At 41.9% G+C, this 20,800-nt stretch carries 17 protein-coding genes; 13 read left to right on the top strand and 4 right to left on the bottom strand.

Annotated features, from left to right (window positions below; translation table 11 throughout):
• The first annotated feature begins 67 nt into the window (after nucleotides 1–67).
• From H5114_RS13215 to H5114_RS13200, 4 genes are read left to right on the top strand one after another with little or no spacing between them, the layout of a single operon-like run.
• Complete coding sequence (locus H5114_RS13215; RefSeq protein WP_182723174.1) at nucleotides 68–769, top strand: methylamine utilization protein; 702 nt, start codon at nucleotides 68–70, stop codon at nucleotides 767–769.
• On the top strand, nucleotides 759–3,068 hold the full coding sequence (locus tag H5114_RS13210) for a bifunctional diguanylate cyclase/phosphodiesterase (RefSeq protein WP_124016715.1): 2,310 nt from the start codon (nucleotides 759–761) through the stop codon (nucleotides 3,066–3,068). The genes H5114_RS13215 and H5114_RS13210 overlap by 11 nt, the downstream gene beginning before the upstream one ends.
• A gap of 18 nt (nucleotides 3,069–3,086) precedes the next feature.
• The gene (locus H5114_RS13205) at nucleotides 3,087–3,929 is read left to right on the top strand and encodes a DUF3034 family protein (protein ID WP_124016714.1); all 843 of its coding nucleotides are present in this window, start codon (nucleotides 3,087–3,089) and stop codon (nucleotides 3,927–3,929) included.
• A complete protein-coding gene (locus H5114_RS13200; protein WP_124016713.1) occupies nucleotides 3,929–4,360 on the top strand; it encodes a group 1 truncated hemoglobin in 432 nt (143 codons plus the stop codon). The genes H5114_RS13205 and H5114_RS13200 overlap by 1 nt, the downstream gene beginning before the upstream one ends.
• 34 nt (nucleotides 4,361–4,394) lie before the next feature.
• On the opposite strand, the gene H5114_RS13195 is transcribed toward H5114_RS13200, so the two are convergent.
• Nucleotides 4,395–5,588, bottom strand: a complete 1,194-nt coding sequence (locus H5114_RS13195) for an HD-GYP domain-containing protein (RefSeq protein ID WP_182723173.1) — start codon at nucleotides 5,586–5,588, stop codon at nucleotides 4,395–4,397.
• A 354-nt stretch (nucleotides 5,589–5,942) separates the two neighbouring features.
• Here H5114_RS13195 and H5114_RS13190 point away from each other — a divergent pair, with 354 nt between their 5' ends.
• Nucleotides 5,943–7,301 carry an isochorismate synthase MenF gene (locus tag H5114_RS13190; protein ID WP_404948349.1) on the top strand — a complete coding sequence of 453 codons (1,359 nt, stop codon included), beginning with the start codon at nucleotides 5,943–5,945 and terminating at the stop codon, nucleotides 7,299–7,301.
• A gap of 304 nt (nucleotides 7,302–7,605) precedes the next feature.
• A complete protein-coding gene (locus tag H5114_RS13185) occupies nucleotides 7,606–8,286 on the top strand; it encodes a 7-cyano-7-deazaguanine/7-aminomethyl-7-deazaguanine transporter (RefSeq protein ID WP_182698242.1) in 681 nt (226 codons plus the stop codon).
• Nucleotides 8,287–8,828: 542 nt separating this feature from the next.
• On the opposite strand, the gene H5114_RS13180 is transcribed toward H5114_RS13185, so the two are convergent.
• Both H5114_RS13180 and H5114_RS13175 read right to left on the bottom strand, forming a co-directional pair.
• Complete coding sequence (locus tag H5114_RS13180) at nucleotides 8,829–10,919, bottom strand: HAMP domain-containing sensor histidine kinase (RefSeq protein ID WP_182723226.1); 2,091 nt, start codon at nucleotides 10,917–10,919, stop codon at nucleotides 8,829–8,831.
• A 56-nt stretch (nucleotides 10,920–10,975) separates the two neighbouring features.
• Nucleotides 10,976–12,364, bottom strand: coding sequence for a sigma-54 dependent transcriptional regulator (locus H5114_RS13175; RefSeq protein WP_182723171.1), 1,389 nt, complete (start codon nucleotides 12,362–12,364; stop codon nucleotides 10,976–10,978).
• A 644-nt stretch (nucleotides 12,365–13,008) separates the two neighbouring features.
• On the opposite strand from H5114_RS13175, the gene H5114_RS13170 reads away from it, so the two are divergent.
• The 7 genes from H5114_RS13170 (at nucleotide 13,009) to mutM (ending at nucleotide 19,197) form a co-directional block, all read left to right on the top strand.
• A complete protein-coding gene (locus H5114_RS13170; protein ID WP_371697349.1) occupies nucleotides 13,009–13,773 on the top strand; it encodes a substrate-binding domain-containing protein in 765 nt (254 codons plus the stop codon).
• On the top strand, nucleotides 13,770–14,477 hold the full coding sequence (locus H5114_RS13165) for an ABC transporter permease (protein ID WP_124016707.1): 708 nt from the start codon (nucleotides 13,770–13,772) through the stop codon (nucleotides 14,475–14,477). The genes H5114_RS13170 and H5114_RS13165 overlap by 4 nt, the downstream gene beginning before the upstream one ends.
• Nucleotides 14,478–14,535: 58 nt before the next feature.
• A complete protein-coding gene (locus tag H5114_RS13160) occupies nucleotides 14,536–15,228 on the top strand; it encodes an energy-coupling factor ABC transporter ATP-binding protein (protein WP_404948352.1) in 693 nt (230 codons plus the stop codon).
• Nucleotides 15,212–15,802, top strand: a complete 591-nt coding sequence (gene mobA, locus H5114_RS13155) for a molybdenum cofactor guanylyltransferase MobA (RefSeq protein WP_182698238.1) — start codon at nucleotides 15,212–15,214, stop codon at nucleotides 15,800–15,802. The genes H5114_RS13160 and mobA overlap by 17 nt, the downstream gene beginning before the upstream one ends.
• An 18-nt stretch (nucleotides 15,803–15,820) precedes the next feature.
• Complete coding sequence (locus H5114_RS13150; RefSeq protein WP_182698237.1) at nucleotides 15,821–17,638, top strand: bifunctional molybdopterin-guanine dinucleotide biosynthesis adaptor protein MobB/molybdopterin molybdotransferase MoeA; 1,818 nt, start codon at nucleotides 15,821–15,823, stop codon at nucleotides 17,636–17,638.
• A 276-nt stretch (nucleotides 17,639–17,914) separates the two neighbouring features.
• Nucleotides 17,915–18,373: a hypothetical protein gene (locus H5114_RS13145; RefSeq protein ID WP_182723169.1), complete on the top strand. Its 459-nt coding sequence runs from the start codon at nucleotides 17,915–17,917 to the stop codon at nucleotides 18,371–18,373.
• Nucleotides 18,374–18,381: 8 nt separating this feature from the next.
• Nucleotides 18,382–19,197: a bifunctional DNA-formamidopyrimidine glycosylase/DNA-(apurinic or apyrimidinic site) lyase gene (mutM, locus tag H5114_RS13140; RefSeq protein WP_182698235.1), complete on the top strand. Its 816-nt coding sequence runs from the start codon at nucleotides 18,382–18,384 to the stop codon at nucleotides 19,195–19,197.
• Between the two features lie 96 nt (nucleotides 19,198–19,293).
• Here the strand turns inward: mutM and H5114_RS13135 are convergent, their stop codons facing one another.
• Nucleotides 19,294–20,799 carry a capsule assembly Wzi family protein gene (locus H5114_RS13135; protein ID WP_182723168.1) on the bottom strand — a complete coding sequence of 502 codons (1,506 nt, stop codon included), beginning with the start codon at nucleotides 20,797–20,799 and terminating at the stop codon, nucleotides 19,294–19,296.
• Between the last annotated feature and the right edge of the window lies 1 nt (nucleotide 20,800).

Raw genomic sequence — 20,800 nt, 5'->3', positions numbered from 1 at the left:
TCATATTGTTCATATGATTAGCCATTATGTTGCAACCCGCTCTACTGTCTAATAATGAGGCGAATACATGCCAATGTTCCGGTTTACTACATACTTACTCTGGTTAACTTATATTATTTCAGCATCAGTGACTGCGGCAACCTTAACGGTTGATGTTACCGATGCTCAAGGTAATATGCTCAGTGATAGCGTGGTAGAACTTATTTCGACTGCGCCACTTGAAGCAACCTCGACATCAGAAATAACACTGCCTGCTACAGCCCATTACGAAATGCGTCAACAAGATCGCGTATTTTACCCTTTTGTATTAGCTGTGCCACAAGGGGCAAATGTTGATTTTCCTAATTTAGATCGTACTCGACACCATGTTTATTCATTTTCTGAAGCCAAACAATTTGAGCTAAAATTATACGTAGGCACGACCGCAGATCCGATTACCTTTGATAAAGCGGGTCTAGTCGCTATCGGCTGTAATATTCATGACTATATGCAAGCCTTTATTTACGTTGCTAAAAGTCCTTATTTCTCGGTAAGTGATGCGTCGGGGGAAATACAATTAACGGATGTACCGCCAGGAGAATATCAAGTTAAGATTTGGCATCCTTGGCAAATTGTTGCACCAGCATCATCTTCGATTATCCTTAATGATGGCGCTAATCAATTAGCGCTTAGTGTCGATATAGAACACCAAAATAAACCATCATCGCCACCTAGCGGATTTGGTGCTTCTGATCATGCCAGCCATATGATGGGACAACATGCCAAATAGTTTTCGCAGCAGATTGATCATTGCATTTTTACTCATATTAACTTTAATGCAGTTAACTACTGCCTTGTTTGTGTTAAGCGCAACTCAACGAGATTTCCGCCAACAACAAACTCAAAATCTTAAAATTGGCTCTAACGTTTTTGTCGAAATGTTGTCAAATCGCAACAAGCAGCTTAACCAAAGTTTGTCATTATTAAGTGCTGACTTTGGCTTTAAGCGCGCGGTCGCGACCGGCGAGCAAGATACAATATCATCCGTTTTAGCAAACCACGGCCGTCGGATTAATGCCGATGCCGCTATTTTACTCTCTCCGCAGGGAACCCTGCTGTCATCAAGTTTACAAGGTCTGACTAAAGCGAATATTGATGAGTTATTTGCATTAACAAAAAATCGCTCAACCACGTTCGAAATTTTTAATTATGATCACAGTAGCTACCAATTTGTTTTGCAGCCCGTTAAAGCACCTACATTAATCGCTTGGGTTGGTATGGGCTTTGCGATGGATAAAAACGTCGCCGACCAAGCAAAAACTATTACCGGGATCGATATTAGTTTCATTAACCAGTCAGCTGACAGAGTTGAAATAGTCTCCACCCTGCCAACCGCTCAGCAACAAGATGTTTTAGCGCAGATGGATCAATTAGACCAAACTATCGATGTGGTCAGCGACGACGTACCACTGGGCTATTTATCTACCACCATTGCATTAGACAACAATAGCGATAATCAATTAGCGGTATTACACCAATCGAATATTAAGTGGCAGCAAAATTACGATGCTTTACGCAATAACATGTTACTTGTATTCGCGATAACCTGTTTACTGGCCTTTATGATTGCAGCCTGGTTTGCTGGCGGCTTAACCAAACCTATTTATGGATTGGTTAATTTTGCCCGCAAAGTGGGCCAAGGCGAAAATCCTCCGCCAATTAAAGGTGCTCCCGCAGAGTTACAAGTATTAGCCAACACCCTATCGATAATGCGTGAAAATATTGAGTCACGCAAAAATGACTTAGTGTACCAGTCACAGCACGATAACCTCACAGGCTTGTATAACCGCGTAGCAGCTAAACAGCTCCTTAGTCAGCTGCTAAGCAAAATGCATGGCAACTTAGTGATGATAGACATCAAAAACTTTCGTCATTTGAATAACATTATTGGCTTTGCCAATGCCGATGATCTGTTGGTATTGTTTGCCAGTCGCTTAGAAAGCTTATCTCCAACAGCACAGTTAATATCGCGCTTAGATGGCGACTCGTTTTTATTGTTATTCCAACCTGGTATTGATGATCAACAGCTTGATAATTATTTACGCTTATTAACTCAACCCTTTGCCATTCAAGGATCAAAAATCACAGTCAACGTTCGCGTAGGGATGGTAGATTTATCCCGAGGCTATGACAGTAATGATATCGATACCTTGATTCGCCATGCTGAAATTGCCTTAAACCAAGCCCGCATGGAATCATTAAGTATTGCCACTTATCAACAAGGCGAAGATGAGCGCTATCTGCGTGAATTAATGATCATCCGCGATTTACCGATAGCCCTAAGTCAAGGGCAACTGCATTTAGTGTTTCAGCCCAAAGTTGATATTCAGACGAATCATTGCCATGGAGCAGAAACCCTGATCCGTTGGCTGCACCCTGAATTAGGGTTTATTCCACCGGACGAATTTATTCGCTTAGCTGAAAACTCAGGTAATATCTCGATTATTAGCGAGTGGGTGCTCAATACCACCATAAAACAGCTAGCAAAATGGCAGCAACAAGGTATTTCACTTACGGTCGCGATTAATTTATCCGCCCACGACTTAACCAATCCTCAGCTACCACTGGACATTGAACAATTACTCATTAGCAATAATTTACCCATTACCGCCTTATCGATAGAGGTCACTGAAGGTGCGGTGATGAAAGATGCGCAAACGGTGATTGCGGTTTTACAGCAATTTCGCAATATCGGTATATCGATTGCCATCGACGACTTTGGCACAGGACACTCTTCATTAGCCTATTTGAAATTATTACCGGTCAATGAAGTGAAGATTGATCGCAGTTTTATTAAAGATATTCATACCGATGCCACTGATTTAATGATCGTCGATACTAGCATTAGGTTAATTAAGGGACTTAACTTATCCGTAGTGGCTGAAGGCGTAGAATCCGCAGAAGGAATCGATATTTTGCGCAAGCTTAATTGTGATATAATTCAAGGCTATGTGTATTCTAAGCCATTAAAAGCGGATGATTTTATTGTATGGTTTCAACAATTCAATCAATCTAATGTCCCATTCTAATGAAGATACGGTGCGCTAATGTATCAAATCATATGCATTATATTATCCGGGCTATTAAGCCTAATCGTGACGCAGGCCCAAGCTGATACGAGCAAAATTATCGCCACTGGCGGCGCAACCACTATTGAAGGTAGTGCCGGAGGTGGCATAGTACCTTGGGCGGTAATTAATGGTTATGCAAGCTCTGATCAATGGTCTTTAACCGCGATGAACTCCGCCGTTTACGTTGACGACTTTACCCTACATTCTATGGGAGCATCGTTAAGCATTGATAATCGCTTTGAACTGAGTATTGCCAAACAAACTTTTGATTTAGACACTCTGGGCGGCAAACTAGGCCAAGATATTGTAGGCATAAAATACAAACTGGCTGGTGAAGTACTCTATACCGCAATGCCGCAAATCAGCTTAGGATTACAGTACAAACGTGTTGACGACTTTGCCTTACCACAAGCGGTGGGAGCAAGAGATGATTGGGGGTTAGATGTGTATTTGGCCGCTAGCAAGGTCTATTTTGAAGCCATTGCAGGCCGTAACCTTGTAACCAACCTAACCCTGAGAGCCACCAAAGCAAACCAAACAGGTTTACTCGGATTTGGCACTGCAACCAACAACGATTACACCTTACAAGCCGAAGCTTCTATTGCGGTGTTATTAACTGATAATATTGCTCTGGGTTATGAGTACAAACAAAAACCAGATGAGTTGAGTTTTGCGCAAGAGCAAGATTGGCAAGATATTTTTGTCGCCTGGTTTGTTAATAAACACCTTTCGGTTGTCGGCGCATATGTCGATTTAGGCAGTATTGCCGGATTTAAGCAGCAACAAGGGTGGTATTTATCCGTAGAGGGAACACTGTAATGCTGAATGCTTTTAAACATCATCTACTGGTATTGGGCGCACTGTTATTACTGTCTACTGGCTGCGCAAGCCAACCAACAAGCCTTTACCAGCAGCTGGGGGGGAACAAAGGCATCAGTATGATCACCGACGATTTCCTGGTTAATTTGTCCCAAGACAAACGCCTCTTGCATCACTTTGAACAAACCGACATCAGTGTTTTTCGTCAACGGCTGATTGAGCATTTATGTGTTGTCACTGGCGGTGAGTGTCTTTATCAAGGAGCATCTATGTATGATGCCCATATCGGACTGCACATTAGCCAAGCCGACTTTGATGCCTTAGTGGGCCATTTGATTGAAGCCCTTAAACAACAGCATATTCCTATCGCAACACGTAATGCGCTTCTAGCTAAGTTAGCACCCATGTACCAACAGATTATTGGCCATTAGTTATTGCTATTCACTCACAGAGCTTTACTGGCATTTAGTAAAAAGGGCTAGGATCGACATCGAGCATACTTGGCGATACGCCTCGCTCAATATTTAACTCAGATTTAAGTAAATCCACCATAGTCACTTCGGTATAGTGCTTATGCTTGATTGAATAAAAGCACTTAACGATAGGATGCAAGGCATCGCGACCTTTAGCATCCCATACAATTCCTACACGCAGGTCCGATAGCTGTACTAATGAACCGACAGGGTAAATACCCACGCAGCGGATGAACTCATATACCAGTTTTTGATCAAGATGAAATGGTGTCAAGCTTATCAATATTTTAAATGCTGCCGCGGGGCTCATGGCTTCTTTGTAACAACGAGCAGCAGTTAACGCATCGAAAATATCTACAATACAACTCATTCGCCCATGCTGAGGAAGTTGCTCATCTTTGAGGCCATTAGGATAACCGCGGCCATCAAGCTTTTCATGATGCATTAAGCACACATCTTTACTCACTTGTGACAGCCCTGTTGTTTCATTCATGATTTCAATTGCATAAAATTGATGCAATTTCATGTGTTCAAATTCTTCTGGGGTCAGCTTACCTGGTTTGTGTAATATTTCGTTATCAACTTTAATTTTGCCGATATCATGTAAAATCCCCCCAACCGCCATTTGCTTAAGCAATTCGCGGTCAAGCTTAAGGTGCTTGCCAAAGGTGACGAGCAAAAAGGCAACATTGATAGAGTGTTCAAGTAAGTAAGCATCTTTGCTACGCAGTGCTGAGATACACTTAAATGCGTCGGCATCATCCATAACCGACTCAATCATTTTATCAGCAACATCTTCAAATTGACCCACTTCGATAGCTTTACCTTCGAAGGTTTCAGACATTACTTTTTTGATAAGCCCCTTGGCTTCAGCAAGTAACTTTTTAGCTTGCCCTCGCTGCCCATCTCGAGTGACCGTCGCTTTACGCATTAATAGGCTGCTAGCAGAGCTTGCTCTTTCTGCTTTTTTTAATCCACAGGTGTCTGAAGAGCGTTCAATATCAACCCACACCAATGCAATATTGTTGGCTTTAAGTTTGACAATTGCATCACGGTATTTAATTTGTCCGGGATTACGGATGGCTACTTTACCGTTCTGATGATCTATTGCGATAACAAACATGCCTAAAGCAAGTTTATCGATAGGGACTTTAATGACATTGCTTGATTCGGCAGAATCATTCATTGTACAAATTACTCCGGGAGACGAAACTAAAAAACGAAATCTGACTTGCAATTTCTAGTTATATTTTGAACTACTTTACTCAATTCAGCTAATTTTTACTTCAGATCATCACACAAATATCGATGGCACTTTAACAATGACTCAACGAGATGTTCGACATTGCTTTTTCATTCTATAACGATCCAATAACACTAGCCAATAGCTGAATTCTTTAACATGGTTACCTAACAAACGCATTACCAAAATCTCATGGCTATATTAGCAATTCAGATCACACACTTTAATCTTGCTAATTGACACTTTTTCATCTGTTTATTAACGTTAACGCTTATGTTGATATACGAGAGGCACAGATTGAAAGGTCACTTTTTTTCACCACAATTTAGCGAGTTGATCTCTAAGCTCGAACAACTTCGCAGCATACCGATCTGTGACCCTATAGTGCAACTGTCAGTCGATGCTCCAGCATTGCCATTAATCTCTTGGTTAAGTGCCCAAACCGTATACCCTAAAATTTATTGGCATGGCCGTGATAGAAATGAAGATGTCGCCGCTATAGGTTCATGTAAGGCATTTTATTTTGCCGACCAAGTCGACGACAATGCCTTAGCGCAAATCTATCAGCAACAACGTAACAAAACCAATCACCTAGACATTCGCTATTACGGCGGTTTAGCGTTCGATCGCACGGTAGAATGTTGGCCTGAATTTGGCCGTGCACACTTTATATTACCTAGAATAGAATTACGCCGAAGCGGTCATAAGGTTAGGATATTAGTAAACCTTAATTTTGAGAATGGAAACGCTGAAGACGAAATCCAAGCTGCACTTGATACTATCGCAATGGTGCAAAAACCTGCTCCCTTGTCACCACCGAATAAACTCATGTTAATAGGTCGAAGTGATTTACCTAATTTTGCCCGTTGGAAGGAATTAGTTGAACAGGTCACCCAAGCTAATTTTATCAAATCGACCCCCAAAGTCGTCTTATCACGCCACAGCCAAATTGATGTAAATGACCATATTGACCCTTGGACTGTTTTAGCCTGTTGGCAAGGGCGTAATCCAAATAGCTTTCAATTTGGCTTTCAATTTAGCCCTGAACGCGCATTTATATCTTGTTCACCCGAACGGTTATATTTACGCCGCCAACAGGAACTGTTTACCGAAGCATTAGCCGGAACAACAGTGCGAGGACTTAATCCAGATGAGGATGCATTACTGGCTCAAGCGCTATTAGATGATATTAAAAATAGCCATGAGAATCAGTTAGTCAGAGAGCATATTGTCAATGTACTCACACCATTAAGTCAGTATGTGGGCGCCGACGAGCAGCCTAAAATATTTAAGCTTGATCATATTCAACATTTACATCGCGCTATTCGAGCACAGTTAAAACCAGGCATTAGTGATTTTGAATTATTACGGGCGCTGCATCCTACTCCTGCAGTAGGAGGTTTACCTCGCGAGGCGGCATTAAACTTTATTCGCCAGCGAGAAGGTTACGCTAGAGGTTGGTATGCTGGAGCTTGTGGTTATTTAAATCACCATGAATCAGAGTTTTCTGTTGCAATCCGCAGCGCTTTAATTGAACCCAGAAGAATCAACTTGTTTGCCGGAGCAGGTATTGTTGCGGGGTCAAATCCTGAAGCTGAGTGGCAAGAGCTGGAAAACAAATTAGCGACAGTATTGTCTATATTAATCGATTTTTAATATTCCTAAGCTGACTCCAACGATGCTTGCTCGCCATGACTAGGCCTTTCGCTTGTACAAAACCCATGCTATTATCCCGCCCCCATGATTGCTGACCGCCATGAATGCGCTTAAAAAGGTTAATTAAGTGGTGTATTTATCAGCAAACACGACCAATAAACTATAATGATAATATTCTCTATAACAGGTATTAACTTATCGGCTTAACTCAGGCTATATAGTCTCGTTAACACCAGTAAATACTGTTAACTAATTAATAGCGGGTTCCCTCACCCCGCGCTAACCCAATTAAAAAGGCCACTATATGTTGACGTTAACCCAGGCGAAATATCGCCGAGCACTGATGCTATTAGTCAGTTTCCATATCTTAATTATTTGCGCAAGCAACTATCTTGTTCAGCTACCATTTCAGCTGTTTAGCTACCACACCACTTGGGGTGCATTTAGCTTTCCATTTGTCTATCTCGCCACCGACCTAACCGTAAGAATTTTTGGCCAACAAGCTGCTAGAGGCATTATTCTTAAAGCCATGATACCGTCACTTGTGGTGTCGTATTTAGTCGGGGTATTGTTTCACCAAGGTCAATTACAAGCATTTGGTGCATTAATCGAGTGGAACAGCTTTGTGTTTCGCATCGCCTTTGCCAGCTTTGTGGCGTACTTGATTGGCCAGCTAATGGACATCACTGTATTTGCTAAATTACGTCAGGCCAAAGCTTGGTGGGTTGCCCCCGCAGCATCAACATTAGTGGGTAACTTAGTCGATACCTTAGTGTTTTTCAGTATCGCGTTTTATGCTTCCAGTGATGTATTTATGGCCACACATTGGCCAGAAATTGCTAGCGTTGATTACGCCTTTAAATTGATCGTGAGCTTAGGATTGTTTTTACCGGCTTATGGGGTGTTATTGAAGGTACTACAAGATAAAATTTTATTAAATGACATCTCGGCTGATGACGACATTATTATTCATGCATCAAAGTAATCGTTGTTAGGATAGGTGAATAAGCAAAAAAGCATCGTCAGCTCAATTACAGTGCCGCCGATGCTTTACTTATTTAATATGCTCAGTTTTTATCAAATACGATGACAGTATTGTTGTTCTAAACAATATTCCACAGATTATCATTAGCACATTAATCGCTAGATGCGCCTCGCGTTCCAGTAACGTTCATCTAAGCGTGAACAATAACAATCAGACTAACACCAACCTCTAATACCAGAATAAGCGCCAAACTGTTTTATTTTACAAAATAGATTTACATACAAGTAATAAAGCATAAACATTTTTAATAAAAACAATAGCTTATTATTTTATGTGCTCAATTGAATGTAAAGATGCGATATATTATCTTAAATGCTTGCAAACACTAATGAGAATGATTATTATTAACTCGCGTTCCAAAACTCGGTTTAGTGATTAAAGACTTCATCACCTTTAATCACTTTTCAGAGTTCGCAAGCACGACATTGCTCATACACTCTTTGTGGCCGGATTCATCATCCGGCTTTTTTTTAGCTGTTTTCTTATTGTGCTTTTTCACCAAAATGTAAGCCTTCATAAGGCCCAAGTTGCTGATCATCTTTTGCCTTGTGGTAAAGACCAATGGTAAATATGGTGCCCTTACCTACTGTCGAATTCACTTCAATCGTACCACCAAGCCGTTTAATGATCCCATAGCTCAACGAGAGGCCTAAACCGGTACCATCTTTACGTGTGGTATAAAATGGGTCAAAAATACGACTCAAATCTTCTTTATTAATCCCCACGCCCTCGTCTTCAACTTCAATTTTAACGCCAATCGTTTTGCCATCTTCTAGCCAGTCATATGTTCGTAGCCAAATTCGGCCTTTGTTTTCAATCGCATGAGCGGCATTAACCATTAAGTTAATCAGTACTTGTAACAGCTGGGGACGATTGACTTCAACATCACCTGTGGCAGTGAAATCTTTGATCAGTGTGACCTCTTGTTGTTCAATGGAATGGCGGGCTAACAACAGCATCTCTTCAACAATTTGCGTCACTGGTTGCGATGTTATGGGGGCATTGAACTCACCTGGACGGCTGTATTGCAGTAGGCTTCGTATAATTGTAGTGATCCGGCCCACTTGCTGGAGCACTAACTCGATTTCTTCTTCGACTACGGCAGCATTATCACCAAGTTCATATTTTAACAGCTCCATATTACCCAAAATTACCGCGGTAGGATTATTAATTTCATGGGCGATACCTGCGATGAGCTCTCCTAATGCGGTAAGTTTTTCATTGGTGACCAACTGTTGTCTGGTCGCATGCAATAACGCCACATTACGCTCGAGCTCCTCCGTTTTATCTTGCAAGCTACGAGTACGCTGCTCAACTTTAATTTCAAGTTGCTCTGCAGCAGATTGAATTTGGGCATTACGTCGCTGTAATTGATCCAACATATTGTCAAATTGTTCGGCTAAATGTGCCAGTTCATTATCACCATTGATGTCTAATTTACCGATCCTGATATTGCGCCCAGATTGCACCGCAGTAACCACTTGGTGAATATACTCAATTGGCTGTAATAAGCTGTTTGCTCCCCGGTACACTAGAAAACCTGAAATCAATAACACAAACACTAAAATGGTACCGAGCTCGATAATATTGAGTAAATAATTATGCAGAAAAGGAGACTCAGAAAAGCCCACATAAACCATCCCAATCCGTTTACCACGCACATCCTGTAAAGGTAAATAACCAGAGATGTACCAATCATTGAGAACAAAGGCACGATTTATCCATGTTTGCCCTTCAACCAGTACTTGTTGATACACTTCATTAGACACCAGCGTACCTAATGCTCTATTGGGTTTATTCGGGTCTTTGGGAAATTGCTCCATCGGCACATTAGTACTAATCCGAATATTATCCAGAAAAAGGGTCACGGTACCGATTGAGCGTTCTGGTAATGTGCCTTTGCCGTACACTAAGTCACGAATATTATCGACGATGGCAGTATTGCGGTTAAACAACATACCACCATCTAAATACCAAAATACATTACCCGACTGGTCGGCTATCGGTAATAAGGTTCGGCTTAATAAACCACGTGTTTCGATATTTTGTAGAGGCTGTTTGGCATGTAATGTGGGAATTAAGCTAATGTTAGCTTGGGTTGCTAGACTTAAATTAATTCTTTCGAGACGTTTAGCTGACAGCACCATCAAACCAGAAAAAGCCTTCTGTTGAGTTTGGTGCAACATCAAACGTAAGTCGGGATCCGCGGCAGCATCTGCGACACGAATTAACCTTAGAAAGTCTAATCCTGATGCTTTTTGCTGCTGTTCTAATAGTATATTTAGCGCACTAATAACCTTGGGATCAGCTTGCTGCTGACTGTGTTGTAGTAACCTAAATGCATGTTGAAAATCCCATGATTTACTGATCGATTCTAAACTGTCTTGTTGGCGTTCCTGCACCTGCATCAAGGTACTATTAGCGACAACTAAATCAGCCTTTACCTTCATAAACAATTGTTTGCCTGTGTATATTACATTCCAATATATGGTTATAAAAACTAAGCTAACCAGGGTTAATACAATAGGCAGAGATGTCAGAAATAAGATCCGATAACGTACTTTGGCTTGCATTTGCTGCCAACTAATACCGAAAACTCGTGTAAAAAAACCCTTCGAATTCGCCACGTTTATGTGTCCTCGTGACCTTCTTCGGCGTGATTCAACCAATCTTTAAATTTTCGATCTAATGTTTTTCGCGACACACCTAAATCGCGGGCAGCCGCAGATTTATTGCCGTTATGATTATCAACAACCTTTGTGACATGTTGTTTTTCAACTTCTTTCAATGGCCAATTAAGCGGGTAACCCTTGGCATCGTTGACCATAACTGACGCAGGTTTTTTCCAATATTCAGCAGGGGGTTTGCCTAATAAAATACACCGTTCAATCATATTACGTAGCTCGCGAATGTTGCCAGGCCAATCATGTTGCTGCAGCACTTGCAGATCTTCGTGGCTCCAAATAACGTCTTTAATACCCAATTCTTGTGACAATTGTAAGGTAAAATAATGGGTAAGTTCAGCAACATCATCGGGGCGAGATCGCAAAGATGGAATAACAATATTTAATACATTCAAACGGTAAAATAGGTCGCGCCTAAAACGTCCCGCCTCAACCTCATCGATTAATAAACGATTAGTTGCCGCGATAACGCGCACATTAATATCCACTTCTTTTTCGCTTCCAACTGGACGAATCGCACGCTGTTCAAGCACTCTTAATAATGCCGTTTGCATATTCATTGGCATTTCGCCAATTTCATCCAAGAATATTGTGCCACCCGAAGCATAACTAAATAAGCCTTCACGATTACCTTTGGCCCCTGTAAATGCGCCTGCAGTATGGCCAAACAACTCACTGGCCAACAGATCTGGGGCTATTGCACCGCAGTTCACCGGCACAAATGCACCACTTCGGCCGCTAAGCAGATGTAGCTGTCTGGCCACCAGCTCTTTACCCGTACCAGACTCGCCTTCAATTAACACCACAGCGTTCGTCGGGGCGATGCGTTCAATCACTTCTTTAACATCGCGAATAGCTTCACTGTTACCGATAATAGTCGATGATTGACCGTGCGATAATTCACGCTTTAGCATAAAATTCTCACGCTTAAGCAAACGTTTTTCGATACAACGATCAACGGCAGTGATCATCTGCTCTAAATGAAACGGTTTCATAATAAAGTCACACGCACCGGCACGTAATGCTTTGATTGCCACATCCATATCGGCGTAACCAGTCATAAAAATAATATCGGATTGGTGCTCGGGATCATTAAGCGCTTCATGCCATTCAATACCCGATCTATCAGGCAAGCGAATATCCACAATCAATAAATCGAAATGACCATGACTGCGTAACTCTTCAGCTTGGGCAATTGAAGAAGCGGTTTCAACCAAGGCAAACTTTTTAGCCAAGGCTTTCATCAAAAAACTGCGCATACCGGGTTCATCATCAACAATGAGTACTGACATTGTGGTCTTTGCTACTGGGTTGGCATGTTCATTTGGACTCATAAATGGACTCTTATATGGACGCTTTGGCAAGCTTTGTAATACTGTATCACTGAATTCAAATCACTTGGTCACTATGAACCATAGAAAGGTGATCATGGGACAATTTGTCTAATATAAATAACCATAGCTTGGGAGCAAGTTCACAGTTTCGATTTTATGCGTGAACAGTATTTGCATTAAAGTACTTTGGCATTTAACTTGCTTATTACGTTGGGAATTAGTTATTTCCTAATGCATTTAATTTTTTAGTTAGGGCTTGTTGATCTTTCGAGATGAATTTTTATGCAGTTTATAGCCATTTCTCCGAGGCGAAGCTTATAGCGTGTGATCATTCTACATGAACAAGCGGTCAAGTAATAGAAAGTGGCTACAAGTGCTGCCCGAAAGGTTCCACTTAAGCGTGAGACGCCTTTGCAAGTAAAAGTCTTTGTTGCAAATTATTCGCTTAGAAGGCTAGGCGTCATAACTTGCACTGCGATTTTGATACAAGGTGCGACACGGTTTACGTTTAAAAATTTTGATCATCAAAGATCAACAGACCAAAAATATGAATATCATAACGATTAATATATCAAGGAGCGGCAATGTTAAAACTCAAAGCAAGCATTAGTATTCTGATAGCAGCATCGGTACTTAGTGGAGCGATGTTTAGCCCTACTGCACTGGCAAATGAAGTGATTAAGTTAGCAACCACAACCAGTACTGAAAACTCAGGCCTACTGGGGGCACTGTTACCTAAGTTTGAAGCTGAATCAGGTTATACTGTTCAAGTTATTGCAACGGGAACAGGTAAAGCATTAAAACTTGCCAGCCAAGGAGATGTTGACGTTGTGATGACTCACGCCCCAGATGCTGAAGCGAAATTTATCGCCGATGGCGATGGTATTGAACCGCGCGGCATTATGGAAAATGATTTCGTGGTATTAGGACCTAAAAATGATCCTGCGGCAGTAAAGTCTAGCAAATTAGTCACTGAAGCCTTCAGTAAAATTGCCCAAAGTAACAGTAAATTTGTTTCTCGCGGTGATAACTCTGGTACCCACATGAAAGAATTAATCATTTGGAAAGATGCCGGCATTACACCAGACTTTGCAGGTTATACCTCTGTAGGCCAAGGCATGGGTAAAACGTTATTAATGGCGGATGAATTACAAGCTTATACATTAACCGATCGTGGAACGTATATTGCTTATAAAGCTAAACTTGATCTCAATATTAGCTTTGAAGGTGGCGATAAATTAGCTAACCCTTATCAGATCATGTTAATTAACCCAGCAAAATACCCAGACTTAAATCATAAGGGTGCCAGAGCATTGAGCGATTGGTTTATTAGTCCTGCAACACAAACTATGATTAACAATTATAAAGTGCAAGGAGAGCAATTGTTTAAGGCAACCTATAAAAAATGAGTGATGGCTGGTTAGTACTATTGCAGCAAGCATTTAGCTTGCTGCTCTCTTTTGACCCTCATGTTTGGGCCATTATTAATATTTCTTTTTCAGTGTCTTTTGCTGCACTATTGATCACGATTATTCCCTCTATTATTTTAGGTTTTATCCTTGCTTTTAGCCACTTTAGAGGTCGTTGGATTGTCACTAACTTAGTGCAAACTTTACAATCCATTCCTACTGTTGTAATCGGTTTATTAGTCTATTTATTGCTGACCCGTAATGGCGCTTTAGGTGATTTAAAGTGGCTATTTACTCAAAAAGGCATGATTCTAGGTCAAATGCTAATTTGCGCCCCGGTATTGATAGCATTATCACAAGCAGCATTTTCGAGTGTCGATCGTCGAGCTTGGGAAACATCACGAACCTTAGGAGCATCCTGGTTACGCGCAGTGTGGACTTTATGCCGAGAATTACGGGTGCCACTCTTACTCGCTATTATCGCTGGTTTCAGTCGAATTTTAACTGAAGTGGGTTGCTCTATGATGGTCGGTGGCAATATTATGAATGTCACTCGTAATATCCCTACGGCTATCGCCCTCGAAACGAGCAAAGGCGATTTTGCCCAAGCAATTGCCTTAGGACTGGTGTTACTCATATTAGCCTTAGTGTTAAATTTCATTTTGGGTTCATTGCGAGGCAAAGCCGTCCCAAGGAGCCATTAAAATGTCGTTAGCGAATAACACTGTTAAATACCCAGTCAGTATTGAAGCTAAAGATGTCATGATTAAATTTAATCAAAAGATGTTATTTTGTGCTGATAGACTTAGCTTTAGTCAGGGTGATGTCATTTATCTGCAAGGTGATAATGGCTCAGGTAAATCAACCTTGATGAAGTTACTTGCTGGATTACAGTCCCCTACTAAGGGCCAAATTGAGAGTCATGGCTTTGTGCCCACACCTTGGTGGCGAACTCAGTCGCTTTTAGGTAAAGCAGTCTATTTGCATCAGCATCCTTACCTGTTTGAGGGGTCTGTCAAATACAACTTAACTTATGCCTTAGCTCAACGGTCGTTATCGTCAGAACAACGAAAAAAACGCATTAGCCAAGCGATTCATATGTCTCAATTAACTGACTTGCTTAACCACCATGCCAGCGATTTATCTGGCGGAGAGCGACAACGCCTTGCCATCGCAAGAGCCTGGATCGCTCAACCAAAACTATTAATGCTCGATGAACCGATTTCGAATATGGATAAACACTCGCAGAGTTTAGTGCTTGCGATGATTAATCAATTAAAACAAGATGGCACAGGACTATTAATCAGTAGCCATCAAACCTGTGGCCTGACGGCGTTATGTCATCAATATTGGCACATCAAACAACATACCATTCATACCAGCATGCATGTTCCTACAGTAGAAGAAGTGCATCAGGCTAATACAACGGAATTACATTATGGCACCACAAATTGACGCAGTAATTTTAGCTGGCGGCATGGCTAGGCGCATGGGTGGCAATGACAAAGGCCTAGTGAGTCTTAATGGCCAAGCCATGATTTGCCATACAATTGATAAGCTAAAAAGCCAAGTCGATGGCATTATGATTAATGCTAACCGTAATCAAGAGCAGTATGAACAATGGGGTTACAAAGTCTTTAGCGACCAAGATAGTGGTTATCTAGGGCCGCTTGCTGGAATGGTCACCGCATTAAAGCAAACTGAAGCAGATTATCTTCTGGTCGTGCCTTGTGATTGCCCAATGTTACCTGATGACTTAGTCGTAAGGTTATTAGCGGCTTTAGAGCAACAGCAGGCCGACCTTGCTGTGGCCAGTGATGGTGAGTATGAACAACCCGTAGTATTACTATTAAAACCTCATCTAGTGACATCGATGCAGGCTTTCTTGGATGCGGGAGAGCGCAAAATTGATTTGTGGTACAAGCAACATAAAGTGGCAGTAGAAAGTTTTGCCGACCAACCCAATGCATTCGTTAACATCAATACACCAGAACAAAAACATCAGTTAGCAAAGCAAATTGCCAAGTAATTTCAGTAGAGGTACTTCATGACAGCATTATTTACCAATCCATTGCCGATCCCCGTTTTAGGTTTTTGTGCATACAGCGGCACTGGGAAAACCACCTTACTGAAACAACTTATTCCGTTATTGAATCAGCGTGGTTTACGTTTGGCAGTCATAAAACATGCTCACCATAATTTTGATGTCGATATTCCAGGTAAAGACAGTTTCGAAATGCGTAAAGCAGGAGCAAAACAAGTCTTAGTGGCGTCGAATATGCGTTGGGCGTTAATGACCGAAGATCCGCTCGATGATGATCCCCAGTTACAACACTTATTGCGTCAAATTGAAGTCGATAAAGTGGATATTGTTTTGGTAGAGGGCTTTAAAAAGTTAGCATTACCTAAAATTGAACTACATCGTGCAGCACATAATAAGCCATTGATCCATATCCATGATGACAATATTGTCGCTATCGCCTGCTGTGATGAGACGACTGTCCCTGCATCTTTAACTCGTTTAGATTTAAACAATGTGGCACAAATTGCTGATTTTGTTCAGCACTACCAACAAAACTGGCAAGCTACAGTCATCAATTTACCGGTTGATGCCAGTAAAGCGGCGAAAATAGACGACACCGCAAACAATAAAAACGGTATTAGTGTATCGCAAGGTGTAGCTGCAGTGTTGGCACAAATTACACCAACGAATCACCCCGAAGTCGTTGACCTGATTGATATCGATAACCATGTGTTAGCACAAGATATTATTTCTGAAATCAATGTGCCGCAGCAAACGAACTCCGCAATGGACGGTTACGCATTTGCCTTTAATAGCATAGCTAACGCCCCCCTCAAAGTTGTCGCTGAAGTGTTAGCAGGACATCACTATCCTAATATTTTACAAGACGGTGAAGCAGTGCGCATTATGACTGGAGCTACCGTGCCACAAGGCGCCGATACGATTCAGGCAATCGAACTGGCAAATGAGCAAAATCAAAAATTAATACTGCTTGAAACAGACAAGATTATCAAAGGCCAACATGTTCGCCTTGCTGGTGAGGATATAGCTCAAGGTCAAGTCGCTTTAGCTGCTGGTACAAGATTAGGCGCTGCAGAACTGGGATTAATGGCCTCACTCGGTTTCCATAGATTACCGGTATTTAAACGCCCGATTGTGGCGGTATTTTCTACCGGTGATGAAGTAAGTCAGCCCGGCGATCAACTAAAAGCTAACTGCATTTATGACGCTAATCGCTACACGATTTTATCTATGGCGAAAAAGCTTGGCTGTCAGGTCATCGATCTCGGTATCATAGATGACAACGAGCAGACACTGACCAATACCCTCATTGATGCCGGAACCAAAGCAGATATTGTGATCAGTTCTGGCGGCGTATCCGTGGGTAATGCCGATTACATTAAAATGGCTCTCGCGAATGTGGGCAATACCCATTTTTGGCGGATTAATATGCGCCCAGGAAGACCGCTTGCGGTGGGTAATATTAATCAAAGTCTCTTTTTTGGCTTACCGGGTAACCCAGTGGCTGTAATGGTGGCTTTTCTACAATTTGTGCAGCCGGCTATTCGTAAAATGGCAGGCGAAGCAAACTGGCTACCGCAATTTATTCCCGCCATTGCCAGCCAACCACTGCGAAGCAAAACAGGTCGCACAGAGTTTTTACGCGGTATTTATACTCTTGGGCCTGATGGCAAAATTCATGTCAGTACAACGGGGGCGCAAGGTTCAGGCATGCTCAGTTCGATGGTCAATGCCAATTGCCTTATCGTCATTGGCGATGACCATGACACCATACCCACTGGTGGATCTGTATTTATTCAGCCATTTGCCGATTTATTGTAACTGAAACTAAACACGTCCCCGATAGTCATTACACTAATATCATGACGTCATGATATTAGTGTAATGACTATCGGGGAATACAGTAAAGCAGATAATTCATTGCTCATCGTTAATCTAAAACCCTATCCGCAACCGTATCAATACTACAACAAAGATTAACTTACGGATGACTCCTGAGCCGATTCGTTTTTTATCTCCTGGGTGATACACTCAAAAATCAACAGGGCACAATGCTGCCTTAAGATAAATAACATCATCCGATTAAAGGTAATGACTATGGCGCTTTCTCGTAAAAGTTGGAACTATATTATTATTGGGGCCAGTGTATTTATGATTGCCGTACTGTCTTTCATCAATGATAAAACGGCTAGCGTTCCCGCTGATGCTGTGGCTTTATTTGACTCGCAAATGCCTTTAAAGCAATTACACCTCGATGATATATGGCTAAGTCAACAAGATGGTCAATGGCAATGCCACCAGCAAGTACTCAATTGTCAGCAATGGGCCCAATCATGGCAAAACATTAGTGTGTCACCATTAAAAACCGAACCAGAGCATAGCCTTGCAGAGCAGATGCTCACGATCGCGATTAATCATGTTCACACAGCACAACAATGGCGTTATTTTCCAAATGAAGGTCTATTACAATCGTCTAACCAAAATTGGTATCAAGTACCACCCAGTTTACGCGCCGATTTACAGCCTATTCTTGCCGTTCCTTCTCAATCAAAATAAGAGTTTTTATGCCTGAATTACCGGAAGTTGAAGTAACCCGCCTTGGGATCAGTCCTTATCTCATAGACCAAACTGTCAGTGAGCTCATTGTCCGTAATGGATCATTACGCTGGCCAGTGCCGGACGTGGCACAAAATATTGTCGGCCAACGGATTAATAATGTTCGTCGCCGCGCCAAATATCTATTAATCGACACTGATGCGGGCATCACCATAGTTCATTTAGGTATGTCCGGTAGTTTACGTATTTTGCCGCGTAACACCCCGGTAGAAAAGCACGACCATATTGATTTAATCCTCGATAATGGTCGTATGTTGCGATTTAACGACCCGCGACGCTTTGGCGCCTGGCTATGGTACGAATTACCAGAAGAGGCTCATCCATTGCTATCAAAGCTTGGTCCAGAACCATTAAGCCCGCATTTCACACCATTACAATTGCAAGCTGCACTGGCTGGCAAGAAAAAAGCCATTAAGTTATGCCTAATGGATAATCATATCGTAGTGGGAGCAGGTAATATTTATGCTAATGAAGCACTATTTGCAGCAGGGATCCATCCACAAGCTGCCGCTGGGAGTATTGACCTAGAAAGGTTAACCATTCTTGTGGCGGAAGTTAAACAGATTTTGGCTCATGCTATTGAGCAAGGTGGAACAACATTGAAAGATTTCATTAATGCAGATGGTAAGCCAGGATATTTTGCGCAAAAGTTGCATGTTTATGGTCGCGGCGGCGAAACATGTACCAGCTGTGGCAACTTATTAAGCGAGATAAAACTCGGTCAGCGTACTACAGTATTTTGTGGTTTATGCCAGCAACGGTAAATGTCTAGCCACTGCGCCTAGCATTAACCAATAAAAAAGGGAGCCATTCGGCTCCCTTATATCATCAACCTCAACTCGGTTAATCAACCATAACGCTTAAAACTTATATTCGTAAGTTGAAAAAATAGTCCCTTGACTATCATTGGCTTGCACTTCAAATTTGGAATTTGCCACACTGCCGCCTAAGGTCAACATACCGTTAAACGCCGGCAAGCGATATGACAACTCGAGCATCATAATATCTTCTTTTAATGGTTGCGGCGCCCATTCACTATCAAAGTTTCCACCGTCTTTATTAAGCTGAGCATAGCGTAGTAGCGTAGTAAAACCATGACTATTATCAAATTGGCCTATTAACCCTAAAACATAAACATTAGCATCGCTGTCGTAGGTGCTACCAAAAGCACGACCATAATAACGTGAACCACTTAGGTAGGTTGAATGTTCGTAAAAACAGTTCGAATTGGCATCCGTTTCGCTTTCAAAGCAATACACCAAAGTATTTGTATATTCTAAGAACAATTTATACTGCTGGCTATTAAAGTTAATCCTTGTGTCAATACCAACCATTTTAGCACAATCAGCAATTTCCCATGGCTGACCAGTTGAATCTTCACAGGTTCTTTCCAAATAAAGTCCTACAGGGATATTGAACCACTCATCAGCATAACGGACATCAAAGCCAGCCATTTGATTACCATAATTCGAGCAACCTTCATATAACTCAGTGTCTATTCGACAATCTCTTTGTCCAGTAATAGATTTAACAGCAGTATTAAAGCTACACTCTTGGCCTTCACCACAAAACTGTGTGGTCCAAGACAAGCCTATTTCTAACTGTTTGAATGGCTTAATGGCACCGCGAAGGTTCCACAATAGAGCATGAGGAGCATAACGTTCTTTTTCTGTAACACTAATACCTCCAGTTAAACTCCAATCACCAATCCATGACAGCCAAGGCGTTTCGAATGCTTGTGAATTATTACGGCTGACCATCAACGATGGCATGGGTCTGGCATTGTTCGATTTATGCAGCGAGGAGTCAAATCCTGGTCCCCACCACTGGCCAACACTGCCAGCAGTGACAATCCAATTGCCTAACACCACAGCAATATAAGAATCATCTAAACGGATTTCTTCGTCGTCCGAAGGGTTATAATTTGCAGAGGTGGAAATCTTATAAGCGAAACGCTCACCTGTGTATTCGTGTGAGCCTTGTAATTGGCCCTGTTCACGATAATCAGAGCCAAAATGTTGAAAGCGCGCCTCATCAGATGCAGCAGCCACTTTGATACTGGTGTTACCACGATTACCCACAGCATTCTGGTAGTAAAAGTTAACCCGTGCGAAAGCGTCCACTAAGTCAGGAGTTAATATCGAAGGCTCAACGTTGGCAAGATCAGCTCCAATACCCGCCCACATCAATGGAAACGTATTAATCGGCGCACTAATCACACCTGCATCGGCTAAAGCTTGGATATCTGCGCGTAAATAGATATCTGAAGTATCAACCCATGGCGCAGCTTGAGCGCTGGTGTAAACCATCATAGCGCTTAGCCCCAATGCGGCGGTAACACTAGCTAAACTAAATCCCTTTATCATA

Origin of the sequence: Shewanella sp. SR43-8, assembly GCF_014163775.1 — a bacterium.
Lineage (GTDB): Bacteria > Pseudomonadota > Gammaproteobacteria > Enterobacterales > Shewanellaceae > Shewanella > Shewanella vesiculosa.
The sequence above is the reverse complement of the archived record's forward strand: the minus strand, read 5'-3'. Positions and strand labels throughout refer to the sequence as shown.

Bases quoted from the DNA above. Each gene is read 5' to 3' on its own strand.
- H5114_RS13215 (WP_182723174.1), top strand. From the start codon at position 68: ATGCCAATGTTCCGGTTTACTACATACTTACTCTGGTTAACTTATATT.
- H5114_RS13210 (WP_124016715.1), top strand. From the start codon at position 759: ATGCCAAATAGTTTTCGCAGCAGATTGATCATTGCATTTTTACTCATA.
- H5114_RS13205 (WP_124016714.1), top strand. From the start codon at position 3,087: ATGTATCAAATCATATGCATTATATTATCCGGGCTATTAAGCCTAATC.
- H5114_RS13200 (WP_124016713.1), top strand. From the start codon at position 3,929: ATGCTGAATGCTTTTAAACATCATCTACTGGTATTGGGCGCACTGTTA.
- H5114_RS13195 (WP_182723173.1), bottom strand. From the start codon at position 5,588: ATGAATGATTCTGCCGAATCAAGCAATGTCATTAAAGTCCCTATCGAT.
- H5114_RS13185 (WP_182698242.1), top strand. From the start codon at position 7,606: ATGTTGACGTTAACCCAGGCGAAATATCGCCGAGCACTGATGCTATTA.
- H5114_RS13180 (WP_182723226.1), bottom strand. From the start codon at position 10,919: ATGCAAGCCAAAGTACGTTATCGGATCTTATTTCTGACATCTCTGCCT.
- H5114_RS13175 (WP_182723171.1), bottom strand. From the start codon at position 12,364: ATGAGTCCAAATGAACATGCCAACCCAGTAGCAAAGACCACAATGTCA.
- H5114_RS13170 (WP_371697349.1), top strand. From the start codon at position 13,009: ATGTTTAGCCCTACTGCACTGGCAAATGAAGTGATTAAGTTAGCAACC.
- H5114_RS13165 (WP_124016707.1), top strand. From the start codon at position 13,770: ATGAGTGATGGCTGGTTAGTACTATTGCAGCAAGCATTTAGCTTGCTG.
- H5114_RS13160 (WP_404948352.1), top strand. From the start codon at position 14,536: ATGATTAAATTTAATCAAAAGATGTTATTTTGTGCTGATAGACTTAGC.
- mobA (WP_182698238.1), top strand. From the start codon at position 15,212: ATGGCACCACAAATTGACGCAGTAATTTTAGCTGGCGGCATGGCTAGG.
- H5114_RS13150 (WP_182698237.1), top strand. From the start codon at position 15,821: ATGACAGCATTATTTACCAATCCATTGCCGATCCCCGTTTTAGGTTTT.
- H5114_RS13145 (WP_182723169.1), top strand. From the start codon at position 17,915: ATGGCGCTTTCTCGTAAAAGTTGGAACTATATTATTATTGGGGCCAGT.
- mutM (WP_182698235.1), top strand. From the start codon at position 18,382: ATGCCTGAATTACCGGAAGTTGAAGTAACCCGCCTTGGGATCAGTCCT.
- H5114_RS13135 (WP_182723168.1), bottom strand. From the start codon at position 20,799: ATGATAAAGGGATTTAGTTTAGCTAGTGTTACCGCCGCATTGGGGCTA.